Annotated in this window: 11 protein-coding genes and 3 pseudogenes; 8 read left to right on the top strand and 6 right to left on the bottom strand. The window is 69.8% G+C overall.

All coding sequences use genetic code 11. The features are described from left to right. Positions 1-124: 124 nt before the first annotated feature. Positions 125-514 carry a hypothetical protein gene (locus ACFV1J_RS02740; protein WP_385855369.1) on the bottom strand — a complete coding sequence of 130 codons (390 nt, stop codon included), beginning with the start codon at positions 512-514 and terminating at the stop codon, positions 125-127. A gap of 70 nt (positions 515-584) precedes the next feature. On the opposite strand from ACFV1J_RS02740, the pseudogene ACFV1J_RS02735 reads away from it, so the two are divergent. Both ACFV1J_RS02735 and ACFV1J_RS02730 read left to right on the top strand, forming a co-directional pair. Continuing rightward, positions 585-758, top strand: a pseudogene (locus tag ACFV1J_RS02735) (IS982 family transposase); the annotation flags it as partial. 188 nt (positions 759-946) lie between these two features. Then, a complete protein-coding gene (locus tag ACFV1J_RS02730; RefSeq protein WP_385855368.1) occupies positions 947-1,387 on the top strand; it encodes a VOC family protein in 441 nt (146 codons plus the stop codon). A 368-nt stretch (positions 1,388-1,755) separates the two neighbouring features. Here ACFV1J_RS02730 and ACFV1J_RS02725 read toward each other — a convergent pair whose 3' ends face one another. Next, positions 1,756-2,961: an alpha/beta hydrolase family protein gene (locus tag ACFV1J_RS02725; RefSeq protein ID WP_385855367.1), complete on the bottom strand. Its 1,206-nt coding sequence runs from the start codon at positions 2,959-2,961 to the stop codon at positions 1,756-1,758. A gap of 145 nt (positions 2,962-3,106) precedes the next feature. On the opposite strand from ACFV1J_RS02725, the pseudogene ACFV1J_RS02720 reads away from it, so the two are divergent. Beyond that, a pseudogene (locus ACFV1J_RS02720) lies at positions 3,107-3,358 on the top strand (phosphotransferase); the annotation flags it as partial. Positions 3,359-3,764: 406 nt separating this feature from the next. After that, positions 3,765-4,985, top strand: coding sequence for a metallophosphoesterase (locus tag ACFV1J_RS02715; RefSeq protein WP_385855366.1), 1,221 nt, complete (start codon positions 3,765-3,767; stop codon positions 4,983-4,985). A gap of 152 nt (positions 4,986-5,137) precedes the next feature. On the opposite strand, the gene ACFV1J_RS02710 is transcribed toward ACFV1J_RS02715, so the two are convergent. From ACFV1J_RS02710 to ACFV1J_RS02700, 3 genes are all read right to left on the bottom strand, one after another. Continuing rightward, the gene (locus ACFV1J_RS02710; RefSeq protein WP_385855365.1) at positions 5,138-6,385 is read right to left on the bottom strand and encodes a DUF2993 domain-containing protein; all 1,248 of its coding nucleotides are present in this window, start codon (positions 6,383-6,385) and stop codon (positions 5,138-5,140) included. A gap of 294 nt (positions 6,386-6,679) precedes the next feature. Continuing rightward, positions 6,680-8,218, bottom strand: coding sequence for a hypothetical protein (locus tag ACFV1J_RS02705; RefSeq protein ID WP_385855364.1), 1,539 nt, complete (start codon positions 8,216-8,218; stop codon positions 6,680-6,682). Further along, positions 8,218-9,399 carry an FAD-dependent monooxygenase gene (locus tag ACFV1J_RS02700; protein ID WP_385855363.1) on the bottom strand — a complete coding sequence of 394 codons (1,182 nt, stop codon included), beginning with the start codon at positions 9,397-9,399 and terminating at the stop codon, positions 8,218-8,220. Before ACFV1J_RS02700 ends, ACFV1J_RS02705 begins: the two co-directional genes overlap by 1 nt. 508 nt (positions 9,400-9,907) lie before the next feature. Here ACFV1J_RS02700 and ACFV1J_RS02695 point away from each other — a divergent pair. Beyond that, positions 9,908-10,085, top strand: a pseudogene (locus ACFV1J_RS02695) (IS5/IS1182 family transposase); the annotation flags it as partial. Between the two features lie 446 nt (positions 10,086-10,531). Here ACFV1J_RS02695 and ACFV1J_RS02690 read toward each other — a convergent pair. Next, the gene (locus tag ACFV1J_RS02690; protein WP_385855362.1) at positions 10,532-11,101 is read right to left on the bottom strand and encodes a helix-turn-helix domain-containing protein; all 570 of its coding nucleotides are present in this window, start codon (positions 11,099-11,101) and stop codon (positions 10,532-10,534) included. 66 nt (positions 11,102-11,167) lie between these two features. Between ACFV1J_RS02690 and ACFV1J_RS02685 the strand changes: the two genes are divergently transcribed. The 3 genes from ACFV1J_RS02685 to ACFV1J_RS02675 all read left to right on the top strand — a co-directional run bounded on the left by ACFV1J_RS02685 (position 11,168) and on the right by ACFV1J_RS02675 (position 12,897). After that, the gene (locus tag ACFV1J_RS02685; RefSeq protein ID WP_385855361.1) at positions 11,168-11,848 is read left to right on the top strand and encodes an AzlC family ABC transporter permease; all 681 of its coding nucleotides are present in this window, start codon (positions 11,168-11,170) and stop codon (positions 11,846-11,848) included. Then, positions 11,845-12,180 (top strand): AzlD domain-containing protein, encoded by a 336-nt coding sequence (locus ACFV1J_RS02680; RefSeq protein WP_385855360.1) that lies wholly within the window; start codon positions 11,845-11,847, stop codon positions 12,178-12,180. The genes ACFV1J_RS02685 and ACFV1J_RS02680 overlap by 4 nt, the downstream gene beginning before the upstream one ends. Positions 12,181-12,600: 420 nt before the next feature. Beyond that, complete coding sequence (locus ACFV1J_RS02675; protein WP_385855359.1) at positions 12,601-12,897, top strand: DUF1330 domain-containing protein; 297 nt, start codon at positions 12,601-12,603, stop codon at positions 12,895-12,897. Positions 12,898-13,128 lie beyond the last annotated feature (231 nt).

The raw sequence follows: 13,128 nt of genomic DNA, 5'->3' as shown, positions 1-13,128 counted from the left end.
GGCCTCTAGATGATCAATTCCAAGGGATGCCTGCGGAGGGTGTGGGGTGGGCGGCGGCCGAAGCCACCGCGAGACGGTCAGGCGGCGGGCTGCCGGCCCTGGTTGTCGAGGTGGCAGCGGACGGTCAGGCGTCAGGGTCGACTTCGGGGTGTGTGAACCGCACGGGCTTGCCGAGCGACCGGGCGTAAACGATTTCGGCTCGGGTGCTGTCTCCGATGTAGTCGCCGACTACGAGCACCTCATCAGCGAGCCGGATCTTCGCTCGGTGCAGATCGTCGAGTCGAACCTTCAGCGCCTCGGCCTCGGCAGGATCGGACCGAAGTTCGTGCGGCGACTTCATGTCACAGCCCGGTTTGACGACGATCTTTCCGGCTTTGGTCTCCCGCAGATCGGCCTCGGTCATCTCGGTCATGAAGCGGGTGGAGCCGCAGATCACGACGATACGCGGGAGGCTCAGCTGCTCCTTCGCGTCGGCGAGCTTCTCCTCGGGGGTGAGCAGTCGCGGGTATGACACTGGTTCCTCCTGGTGGTGTGGTCCAAGGGGTGCCTGCGGAGACGAGAACGAGGGTGTCCAAGATCGTTTTGTGACGAACGACGTGGACACCCTCGCGACAGCACTCTATGCGACGAGCGACGACATCCTGATGGAGCATTCTGGGCTGGCGCCGTGGCGCCCGCCGGTCGGCATTACGCCCCGCCTGAGCGATGCCGAACTGGTCACCCTCGCCACGATGCAGGCCATACTCGGCTTCCCCTCCGTGCCGCCCACGGGCCAGCCACTTCCTCGATCAAGTCGCCGAGATGTGCATGATCAAGGCCGCAGAAAGCAGGATGGGGCGAGGCCGCGCGGGCCGAGAAGGACGTCATAATTCACGCAATCTGCGCGGCCGTGTCGTGTCACGTCCGACCCCGGGCTACCTCGTATCGAGTGGTTAGGCTCAGAGACATGGCTATTCAGCGGATGGACAACGTCGCCATCGTCGTCGACGATCTGGACGCGGCTGTCGTCTTCTTCACCGAGCTCGGCATGGAGCTGGAAGGCAGGGCGCAGATCGAGGGCCGTTATGCGGACCGCACCGTCGGACTCGACGGCGTCCGGAGCGACATCGCGATGATGCGGACCCCGGACGGCCACAGCAAGCTGGAGCTGACCAAGTACCACGCCCCCGCGGTATCCGACGCCGAGCCGCGGAACCCTCCGCCCAACACACTGGGCCTGCATCGCGTCATGTTCGCCGTCGACGACATCGACGACACCATCGCCCGTCTGCGCGCCCACGGCGCCGAACTCCTCGGCGAGGTGGCGCAGTACGAGAACATCTTCCGGCTCTGCTACCTCCGCGGCCCCGCAGGCATCATCGTCGCCCTGGCCGAACAGATCGGCTGACGCCGGCCTGCCTGCCGCGCGGAGCGTGTCGACGGTCGGCACCGCTATGACGCATCCGCGAATAGGGGCGTGCCGGCTGCTGTACGAGCCCGGGATTCCGCCGGCGGCGGTGTCGGGCGCGGGAGGACTTCGCGGCCCCGCACGGCCGCCCAGTCGCTGGTGCGGAGGGGAAGTCGGCGTTCCGCGGTTCGGCGGCGGCCGTGCGAGCTGGATGAGCGGCTCGCACGGCACGCGACTGCGTCGTACACGCGGCGCCGGCCGTCGATGGCCTCCCCCGCCGGGGCCCGGTCGGTGGCACGGGACAGAGGCCCATCGCGTCGCCCGCGCAGTATTCCGACGGCCTGCACAGCGACGCGTGACAGCAACGGCTATGGGTGGAGGCTGATCTCCGGGTTCTCGGGGGTCGGCCCGTTGAGGATCGGCTGGTCGATCCCCTTCAGGTGCAGGGCGAAGAAGGCCGCCACGTACTCCCGGGTGAGCTGCACCCCGCGCTCGGCGACGATCGTGGTGCCGGGAGGCTCAGGGAGGCCGAGCTTCTCGAAGAACAGCGGGAGGTCCGTGAAGGTGGCGTGGTGGGATCCGGCGACGGTCAGCCAGCGCTTCCAGCCGTCGAGATGGGTCCAGCTCTCCGTCCAGCTGGGGTCCTCCCGACCGCCGCCCAGCGGGTGGCCGATCATCAGGAACGGCTTGCCTTTGAGCCCGGTGGCGGGCACCGGGACGTCCATGGTTCCGTCCAGGTTCACTCCGGCCCGGATACGGTCGTCGGTGAGCAGGGCCGGGACGGTCGCGGAGCCGCCGACGGAGTGCCCGGCCATGCCGATCCGGTCGCGATCGATCATGCGGGCGTAGCGCCAGGCCGGGTGCCGGTGGGTGGTCAACTGGTCGATGACGAAGGAGACGTCCTTCGCCCGGCTCTCGTTCAGGGCCGCCCACAGCTCCGGGGACTTCGGCCTGTCGCACATGACACAGGTGAGCGTCTGACCGTCGGGAAAGGTCGTCCCGGTGTTCTCGTAGGTGTGGTCGATGAGCGCGACGATGTACCCGCGGCTGGTCAGATCCTCGGCGAGGCTGGTCAGTTCGGTGCGCGGCATGGTGAAGCCGGGAGAGAGCACCACCAGCGGGAACCGGCCGGGCTGCGGGCGTGCCTGGGATTTGGCCCACGTTCGGGTCCCGGTGACCACCTCGGTGGGGATGGTGTTGCCCGGCACCTTCACATCCAGCATGAGTCTGGCGGCATCGGGGGTCATGTACGGGGCCGGGCCGCCCGTCCCCTTCTTGGCGGGGTAGTACATCGACACCATCAACTGGCGCGGGCCCGCAGCCGGAACCCACGGGTCAGGCCGGTTGTGGTCGACGAGGTGCAGGATCTCGCGGCCGGGTGCGTACGGTCCGGTCGGGCGCGGGAGATCAACGTGGACGCCCGCCGGCACGGTGGGCCGGGCAGGCGCGGCGGCTGGGGCTGTGCCTGGGGCAGGGGCGGTGGGTGCGGCCAGCGCAGGAGCAGCGGCCACGACGGGTAGCGGCAGCGCGAACAGGAGTGCCGCCACCGTGGCAGTGCGACGAATACCGGTCATGGCCAGGACTGTAGGCAGCACGTAAGGCAGTTGACGTCCTCTCAGGGATGTAGGGGATTCACCTGAGAAACGGGAGATCCAGGAATCGGTCCCCTAGTGGGCGGGCCTCAACTCCCCCGGCGACACCTGCGAACGGCCAGGCCCCGTCGTGCTGATCCACAGGGACATCCAACCGTGGAACCTGCTCGCTCGAGAGGGTCGGCCGGTGGTGCTCGACTGGGAGCTCTCGGGGATGCTCGACCTGTACAGCGAGCTCGGCTCGACCGCGCTGAGCCTCGCGAAGGGACCTGGCTTCGACGACATCAAGCCCGCCATCTTCCGCTCGGTTCTCGACGGCTATGTCGCGGGGGGGGCGGAACGCTGCCGCCGTCAGGTCCAAGCTGGTTTGTGTTCATGATCGGCGGCTGACTGGGGCACACCAGGTGGAACACCCTCCGGTGCCTCGCCGGTGTCGAGGCGAGCACCGGCCCTGACCTCGCGCTGTCGCACGAGTCCGTGCGCAACGGGGTGCGCGGCCTCCCCGACCTGTTCGGCCGACTTCCGGAGCTCGAGGCGCTGCTCGTGTGACAGTGACCTGCGTCGGTGCTTGGTACGCGACGCAAGGCGCGCTCCCGATTCCGCTCGGGGCCATGGCCGATGACCCGCACCGACGCGCGGTGCGAACGTTCGGCTGGCCTCAACCACTTCGCGGGGCCCGATGCCGGACCGGGCCAGGTTGAAACTTCCCGGGCAGACGCCCGTCCGGCCGGCCCGAGGGCGACCGGATACAGTGCGCGAGACAACAGCCTGGTCAGGGAGGGGAAGTGACCGACACCAGCAACGCCCGGCCCGCCGAGGGTGAAGCGCAAGCGCCACGGCAGAACCGACTGCACCGCCTGATGCGCTACCTCCCCCTGATTGCCCCCATCCTGCTGTGGGCCGTGCCCTGCTGGGTGCTCCTGCACAGCGGCCAGCACTGGCCGCTGCCCGTCACGCTGGTCGGCACCGCCCTGTTCGTCCTCGGCCTCATCGGTATGCCGCTCGCGATGATGCGCGGCCACGGCCGGCGCCAGCATGACCGGGCGGCGATCATCGGTGACACCCTGCTGGGTGCCAGCTGGGTGCTGTTCACCTGGTCCGTTCTGATCGGGGTTCTCTTCCGGCTCGCCCTGACCATGGCCGGCGTCGGCGGGAGCCAGGACCGAGCCCGAATCGTCACTTGGGCCGCCCTCGGCGTAACCGCCGTACTGCTCGCCTGGGGGTACGCCGAGGCACGCCGCGTGCCACGCGTGCGCCGACTCGACGTACGACTCCCGCGACTGGGCGCCGGGTTGGACGGTATCCGTGTCGTCCTCATCACCGACACCCACTACGGCCCACTCGATCGCGCTCGCTGGTCGGCACGGGTATGCGAGACGGTGAACGCTCTGGAGGCCGACCTGGTCTGCCACACCGGCGACATCGCGGACGGCACGGCCGAACGCCGCCGCGCCCAGGCCGTCCCACTCGGTACCGTGCGGGCCACCCGGGCCCGTGTATACGTCACCGGCAACCACGAGTACTACAGCGAGGCCCAGGGCTGGGTCGACCTGATGGGCGAGCTGGGCTGGGAGCCGCTCCGCAACCGCCACCTGCTGCTCGAACGCGGAGGCGACACCCTGGTGGTCGCCGGCGTGGATGACGTCACCGCCGAGTCCTCCGGCCTGGCAGGCCATCTCGCCCACCTCGCCGGAGCCTTGGACGGCGCCGACCCCGAGCTGCCCGTCCTGCTCTTGGCACACCAGCCCAAGTTCGTCGACCGGGCGGCAGCCGACGGCATCGACCTCCAACTCTCCGGCCACACCCACGGCGGCCAGATCTGGCCCTTCCACCACCTGGTCCGCATCGACCAACCCGCCCTCGCCGGGCTCAGCCACCACGGCACCCGCACCCTCCTCTACACCAGCCGCGGCACCGGCTTCTGGGGCCCGCCGTTCCGCGTCTTCGCCCCCAGCGAGATCACCTTGCTCGTGCTCCGCTCCCCACACCTACCCACCTCGCCGTAGCACTGGGCCGGCCAACACATCCGCTTGGAGCTGTCCACGACCGAGGGGTGCGACCCGCGCCCCTGGGACGGAGCCCAGCGCTGCTGAACTCGCGAACAGGCCCGTCACCGGTCGACCGGTGACGGGCCGTGTGCATCCCTTTTTGAGGGTTGTCAGCCCACCGGTACGTCGCTACCGGTCAGCTGCGCGCGAATGCCGTTCTTCGTCACGGAGATGTCGCGCAGCCGAATGTCGCCCGGCAGGTTGTCCGGCAGCTGCACGGAAAACTCCATCTGCTGCGCGACCTTCGGTTCCCGGAGCTTTTGTAGGCCCTGGATGAGCGAAGGGTCGATGCCAGTGGGCTTGAGCAGCGACGGATGGTCCACAAGCGTGTCCAGCACGCGACCCTTCATCATCTGCTGCGGAAGGACGTGCTTCCCGGTCGCCTGTTGCAGCTCGTCCTCGTCCATCTTGTCGGCGACGGGTGCAGTCAACTGCAAGCCACCGCCCTTGCCCGGTACATACGTAAGCACGCCAGGTATGACCACGCGCGTGTCCTGCACAGTCATGCGCAGGCCGCGGTCCCCGGTGCGCCGCAATTGCGCACGCCCCCGGATCTGGGCCTGCTTGCCCCCCACCGGCAGGTCGCCGCTGGCCAGCACCGTGTTCTCCTCGGGGACGGGCCTCAAGTGGATCTGTGAAGCGCCGACTTCGCGGTTCAGGTCCTTGAGGTCCAGCAGGATGTCACCGCGCACCCGGCTCAGCACCGCGCCCTTGACCGAGGACGGCAGGCTGCCGACGATCCGGATGTGATCCATCGTCCCCTTCGCCTGAGCGATGGAGACCGGCCCGGCGTCGACGTCGGGGACGTTGACCTCGACGTGGTCGATGGTGCCCGCGAGCACCTGCCCGATGAACGGGAAGCTGTCGATGTGCACCTCGGGCTCGGCGTGCAGCTTCAGCGCCTTCTGCACCTGCTGCGCCGCCAGGTTCTCCGCGTAGAGCACGGCCCACCGGTCACCGAGCGCGAGAAACGCAAGAACGACGGCCAGCGTGACGACCACCTTCGCCGTCCTCCGCACGATCCGACGTGCCTTGCGCTCGGCCCGTGTGTGCTCCTTCTCGTCGCCGGTGATCGTATGGTCAGTGTCTGCGCCGGTTGCGGCTGCGGTTGCGGTTCCGGCTCCAGCTGCGCCGAGGGCGCTGGTATCGGCGCCAGTGGCCATGGCCGAGTCCGTGCCGCTGCCGGCGGCGGTCGCAGTAGCGGCGGTGCCGGGGCCTGGACAGGAGTCGGCGCCGACGGTGTTGCCCTGGGCCGACGGCCTGTCCGGGCCCTGGTTGTCCGAGGCCGGGCCGTCCTGGGGAGCACGGCTCGCGGGTACCTGTGTCTTGCGGTTTGCTGAAGGTTCGTTGGAGAGCATCGCCACCATGCGATCACAGCCCCCGCACTCGAACCAAGTGGTGCACAGTCTCGACACACCGAGACACCGAGACACCGAGACACCAACGCAGCGGGCGCCCGAGCCGGAGTCGGTGCCGTGCCCGAGCGCTGCGTTCAGTTGCAGATGGTCCCTCCCACTCGCCCCGGAACGAAGCGGTGGTTGCGTCCGCGTGCGCCGCAGAACCTCTCGGATCTCCGCCGGGGACCAGAAGGCCATCCAGGTGCAGCTGCCTGTCCGTTGGGGCGGAGGTGGAGCGCTCGCCGGGGCGGCCCGTCAGTCCTTCGGCCTCGCCGATGCCCTGGCGCAGAGGTAGGGACGCGCGAGCAGGAGTCCGGTGCCGGTCATCGCGATGCCGAAGTAGACCGGCGCGAGGTGGATGAAGTCCAGGTAGTGGATCGCGCCGTGCACTGCGACAGCCGGCAGGAAGCCGGCGGCCGCCGCCGCAGCCAGGGTCCAGAACACCCAGGCTTCACCCCGCCGCCAGCCCCACGCGCTGAGCAGGACGATCGCCACCGCGGCGGCCATCAGGGCGCCGCCGAACCCCGCGCGGTCATGGGCGACGAACGGCACAAGCCGAGGGCTCACGGTTTCCAACGTCTGCGCGCTGGTGCCCAGGAAGGCCAGGTCGGTCGGCACGAAGACACCGGTCAGACCGACCACCGAGATCACCGCTCCGCCGAGGAACAGCCCCGCTCCCGTGACGATCAGCAGCAACTGGCCGACCAGCGCCCGTCGGCGCTCCGGCTCCGGCCCCTCAGGCGCCAGGCGCCACCGCGGTGCGTGCGGGGTCCGCCGGACCGCGGCCACGAACATCGGGAACAGCACGACGGCAGTGGCCGTGTGCAGGGGTTCCACGAAGCCGGTGGCCAGGAAGTAGAACAAGGTGGGGAAGCCGATCACCCCCGAGAGCAGATACACCTCACGGGCCCAGGGCCAACCACGTCTGATGCCGCCCACGGCAAGGCCGGTGTAGAGGGCGCCGATCGCCACCATCGTGCCGGCCATGGTGATCCGGTCGTGCTGGAGGAAGTGCACGAGGTGGTGGTTGGCGGCATGCAGGTCGCGCAGCCTCATGCCGAGGTAGTCACGGTCGTACCAGAGCAGCACCGGCCCCAGCGTGATCGCCGCGGCTCCGAGTCCGGCGCCCGTCATACCGAGCCCGACGAGCAGTGCCCACCACCAGGCGGGCCAGCGGCGAGGATCGCGGCCGACGTTCCGTAGCCGCGGGGCGGGCTCGGTGGGCGTGGCTGCCTCGGTGACCCGTGCGAACCAGCCGGGTCCGGCCTCGACGAGCACTTCGGGCCGGGCGAGCACGATGGCCCCCGGCTTCTCGAGCGCGGCGGCCGCGGCGGTGACGGACGGGTCGGACACATGCACCACGTCCGGCTCGCCGCTGCTGGTGAACCCGTCGACATGGGACTTGAGGGCGGCCTCCGCCTCCGGATCGCACACGCGGGCGACAACCGGGATCGAGCGGCCGGCAGCGGCCTCGCGTACCGTCTCGGCGTCGCCCGCCGAGACGGGAGCCACCTCGACGACACCGGCCCCGAGCGGGTGCAGGGCGCGGACCGCCTCGCGGGCGAGCGAGGGCGGGACGGATATGCCGAGCCGGACGGCCACCGGCACGCCGGCGATCTCGCCCGCGAGCCGCTCCGGTGGATGGCGATGGCCGAATCCCCGGGCGATCAGCCGCGCACCGGCCGGACGGGAGCCGATCGACGCCAGCAGCCGCAGTGCGGTTCGCTGCGAACGGCGCCGGCCGACGGCGGCGGCCGCCAAGCCGCGCAGCGGGTGATACGTCCAGTCCGGCATCAGTTGCTCTCGCTCTCCGTCGCGGTCACCGGGTCAACGGGTGCCGTCCAACTGAGCACCGGCGTCATGGAACGCAGCGTCGCCCACATCGGCGTCAGTCGGGCGGCCGTGTCGCGCACCAGCACCGCAGGCGGCCACGACAACTGGCCGACCGCGCCGAGCCGGGCGGAGCGGCGCGTGATGGCCTGCGTCCGCGGGCGGCGCAGCAGGTCGTACGAGCGGAGCGCGGCGGCCACGTCCGGGGTGCCGTCGAGGCAGTGGGCGAGGGTGACCGCGTCCTCCAGTGCCTGGCACGCGCCCTGGCCCAGATTGGGGGTCATGGCATGGGCAGCGTCGCCCAGCAGCGCGACCCGGCCGCGGACGAAGGAGGGCAGCGGCGGCAGGTCGTACAGGTCGTGGCGGAGCACCGCGTCCGCGGGGACGGTGGCCAGCAGGGCCGGGACGGGAGCCGGCCAGGAGCCGAAACGGCGCAGCAGTTCGGCGTACTCCGACGAGCCGGAGGTGGTTCCCGCCGGTAGCGACGCGGTCGCAAAGCAGTACATCCGACCGCCCGGCAGCGCCGTGTAGCCGAATCGCTCCCCACGCCCCCAGGTCGCCGCACCCTCCGCGGGCGGCTCGGCGAGAGGCTCGGTGACCATGCGCCAGGCGGTGTAACCGGCGTACCGGGGACCGGCCGCCTCGGGCCACAGCACGCGTCGTACCGCACTGCGCAGCCCGTCGGCCCCGACCACGAGATCGGGCCGGGACACGCCCCCACGGTGTTCGACGACCAGGCTGTGGTCGTGGTCGCGGACCACGGACACCTCGCTGCCCGACCGCAAGCTGTCGGCAGGCAGCGCCTCGGTGAGCACCCGCAGCAGATCCGCGCGGTGCAGGACCACCAAGGGATGGCCGAATTGGCGGGCCAGCTTCGCGTTGTCCGTACGGGACAGCCAGCGGCCCCGGCGATCGCGTACCCCGCCGGTGGCCTCGACAGCACCGAGCGCCCGGACGGCGTCGGCCAGGCCGAGCACTTGGAGCGCGTGCAGCGCGTTCGGCCACAGGGAGATACCGGCGCCGATCTCGGTGAACTCCGTCGCACGTTCCAGCACTTCGACGCGCCAGCCCCGTTGGTGCAGGGCGATGGCTGCCGCGAGGCCGCCGACCCCACCGCCGATGATGGTCGCGGCGCGCTGCGGCATAGGTCCTCGCTCTGGGTTCGGGGGCGCCGCCCCCGGTCAAGTGGCGGTCGATCCGGCGCCTAGCGGCATGCGATGCGACGCAGGCCCAGCTGAGCAGCGCCTCATAGCAACATGTCGACAGAAGCCTGTCAACGTGCCGACGGGCGGACCTGCTTGGGAGTAGTGGCCGGAGCGTCGTTCCCGTTGCTTCGTCGAGATCATCTTGTCGGTCGCCCCTTGAGCTACACATCCCACGCTGGTGCCGCAGCGTTGCACGGGGCGACTGCTGGACTGACCGCAGAACGCTGCTGGAGCCGGCTTCGCCACTTTGATCTTCCCGTAGAAGGCAACGTGGTCGCGATGGTGCAGCCAGGGCTGCGCGGTGCGGAAGGCGTCCGCGTGGTCCGAGGGGATGTGGGACAGCAAGCAGGAGGCCGGGCGGTGCGATCGTTGACCAGAGGCCGGTCGATGAGGCCCGGGTGTCCATGTTCTTCAGCTCGATGAATTCGGGCCGGGCAAGGGTGAGTTGGCGCTCGGTATGCGCGGAGGGGGCACCACAAAGATCCACCTGGCGAGTGACGGCGGATGCCGCCCGCTGTCCACCCTGATCGCGCCCCAACAGTGGGGTGAAGCGCCGTAGTTGATCCCGGTCCAGGACCGCATCCGTGTCCCACGCCCAGCCGGGGGCCCGCGGACCCGCGCTGACTATCAACAGACCGACATGACCCGGTCGACCGGCCGGTACCGCGAACCCCGCATCCAGCGCGAGCCGGGCCAGTCGACGGTGGATGACCCCGTTGCGTACGACCTTGTCCACGACGTGGCGGGCGTAAGCACGCGAGACCTTGATGCCGGCGCGTGCTGGAGCACGCGGTAGGCCCGGGCACGGTCGATGCCGCAGTCCTCGAGGGGATCGTGGGTATTGCCCAGTTCTACCTCGACCGCGGAGAGGTCTCCCGTACGCCGCGTGCTTGCTCAACCACCTCCTGGCTGGAGTCGATGCCGATCGCCCCCCGGACGGGGTGACCGCCTTGGCGAAGGGGCTGAGGTCTCTGCCCGGTCCGCAGCCCAGGTCGAGCGAAGTTGCGCCGGACTGGGCAACCAGTGCGTCGAGCGTGGAAGGCGCCCTGGCGTCTGGAGAACTGACGAGGCATCAGAGGTACTCGGAGGCGAGGAGAGCCCGGGTCGCCGGTTCCCGCGCCTCGAAGACGTGTGCCTGGTCGCCCGGGTAGGCCACGTAATCGCCCGGGCTCAGTTCCACGGGGTCGTCGGCCGGGCCGACCAGGGCCCGGCCGGCGGTGAGCAGGACGTGCTCGACGACGCCGGGCGCGTGCGGGACGGAGGTGTGTGGCGTGCCCGGTTCGGCGTCGATGCGGTAGAGGTCGCGGCGGGCGCCGGGCGGGCAGGCGGAGAGCAGGGTGGCGCGATAGTCGGCCTGGGCCGAGATGACCGCCTGACCCTCGTCCGCCCTGATCACCTGGACCCGGGGCCGGGGCGGATCGAGAAGCCGGGAGAAGGGCAGCTCAAGGGCCGTGCACAACGCCCACAGCGTCTCCAGGCTGGGATTTCCTTGCCCGGCCTCCAGCTGGGACAGGGTGGATTTTGCGATGCCTGCTCGATGTGCGAGCTCGGTCAGGGAGAGCCCTGCGGCCTGGCGGCCGCGGCGCAGGGTGGCGGCGATGGAGTTCATGGGGGGCTTCGCGGTGCTGCCTGCTTGAGCCATGTGTTCGCTCCAGAAGTCATTCGTTCGCCTTGACGAACATCGTCCAGGGTGTTCATTCTATCGACCATGCATTCGTCATGGCGAACACTCGATCGGCCACTGCTGCGCGACATCGCGCTCGTGTGCCTGGCCGTGGGCGTGATCGGTCTCTCGTACGGCGCGATCGCAGTGGCCTCCGGCTTCCCCGTTTGGTTCCCGGTGGTACTGGGCCTGCTCGTGGTCGCCGCATCGTCGGAGTTCCTGTTCATCGGGATCATCGCGGCCGGCGGCAGCCCGGTGGCCGCGGTCCTCGCCGGACTCCTGGTCAATGCCAGGCATCTGCCCTTCGGGCTCGCGGTACCCGACGTCCTCGGACGCGGCGCGTGGCGCTTCCTCGGTACCCACCTGATGAATGACGAGACGGTCGTCTTCGCCCTCGCCCAGAAGGACACCACCCGGGGGCGCGCCGCCTACTGGGCCTGCGGCCTGGGCATCGTGGTCTGCTGGCCGGCCGGAGCCGCAATCGGCGGCCTGGCCGGCACGGTCATCGACAACACCGGCGCCTTCGGTCTCGACGCGATGTTCCCGGCCGTCCTGCTGGCCCTGATCCTCCCGGCACTGCGCGGGGACAGGGACAAACGGCGCGCCGCCCTGGCCGGTTCGGCCATCGCGCTCACCGCCGTCCCCTTTCTGCCCGCCGGCCTTCCCGTACTCCTCGCATTGGCCGGACTGTCGCTCACCACGGCGCGGAAGAAGGCTGTGCGATGAACTCTCCGATGCACAGCCCGGGCACCCTCGTCGTCGCGATGCTCGTGCTCGCCGCGGGGACATACGGCTTCCGGCTCGCGGGCCCGCTGTTGCGCTCCCGCCTGACCTTCCCACCGCGCGCCGCACGGTTGATGGAGACGTCCGCGATCGTGCTGCTGGCCGCACTGGTGGCCACGACCGCGCTCACGGAAGGGCACGGGGCGGCCGGCATTGCCCGGCCCTTCGGGGTCGCGGTGGCGGGTGTGCTCGCCTGGCGCAAAGTGCCGTTCCTGGTTGTGGTGCTGGCCGCGGCCGTGGCGACCGCGGGGCTGCGCCTGGTCGGGGTGCGCTGATCGCGCTGCCTGAGCCGTGCTGCCTGAGCCGTGCTGCCTGCGGCCAGCCAATCAGAACAGCGCGGTCAGCCACGCCGATTCTCGACAGTGAGCCTCTTCGCCCAGGCTGGCTCGGCAAGGAACTTCCGGAGCAGCAGCGTGTTGACGCGTCTGCCTCCTCGTGGTCCGTTTCGACTTCCGCACGGTGACTTGACCGTCGGCCCGTTCGGCCGGTCCCACTCGCGCGATGGTCTGACCCACCGGACAGGGCCTAACCAGCAGCCCGCTGAGCACCGGCCCGACCCCTTGACATTTAAGGTCCGGCGTCCGACGGCGCCTCGGACTTGGCCAGGCTCGTTGCGGTTGCCGGAACTATGGGCGCTTGCTCGACCCGGCTGCTGGCCGGATTCGCGGGTTGACGCACCTGGCAGCATGGTTGACATGCCTGCTTACGTGATCTCTGAGGTTGAGGTGCTGGACGAGGAACTCGCTGACACCTACCGGACATTGACGGAGGCTTCCATCCGTCGCTACGGCGGCCGCTATATCGTCCGCGGCGCTCTGCCCGAAGCCCTGGAGGGTACCTGGCCCTCTTCCCAGCGTGTGGTCGTCGTCGAGTTCCCGGATACGGATCGGGTCAAGGAGTGGTACGCGTCTTCCGAGTATGCGGAGGCGCTTGAGATCCGGAAGTCAGCCCTGGAACGGCGGCTTCTTCTCGTCGAGGGGGTATCTGAGTAGCGGGCACGGCGCCGGAGCAAGACGCAGGAACAGCACAGAGGCCGTGGTCGTGAGTCTGATGCATCAGGGCGTCCTGCGAGATCCAGGTGCCCTGACGGCTGGGCCGCGTGACCCTGATGCTCACCAGTTCGCATCCGGGCGCCCTTCCGGACAGCAAAGTGGACCTCGACCATGAGGCATCGCCGGCATCCAGCGATACGGACCGGACCACTGGCCCCATCTGGTCAAGTT

The sequence above is a fragment of the Streptomyces sp. NPDC059649 genome (genome assembly GCF_042734445.1).
Taxonomy (GTDB): domain Bacteria; phylum Actinomycetota; class Actinomycetes; order Streptomycetales; family Streptomycetaceae; genus Streptomyces.
Note: the sequence above shows the minus strand (reverse complement) of the source record. Positions and strands in the feature narration are given on the sequence as shown.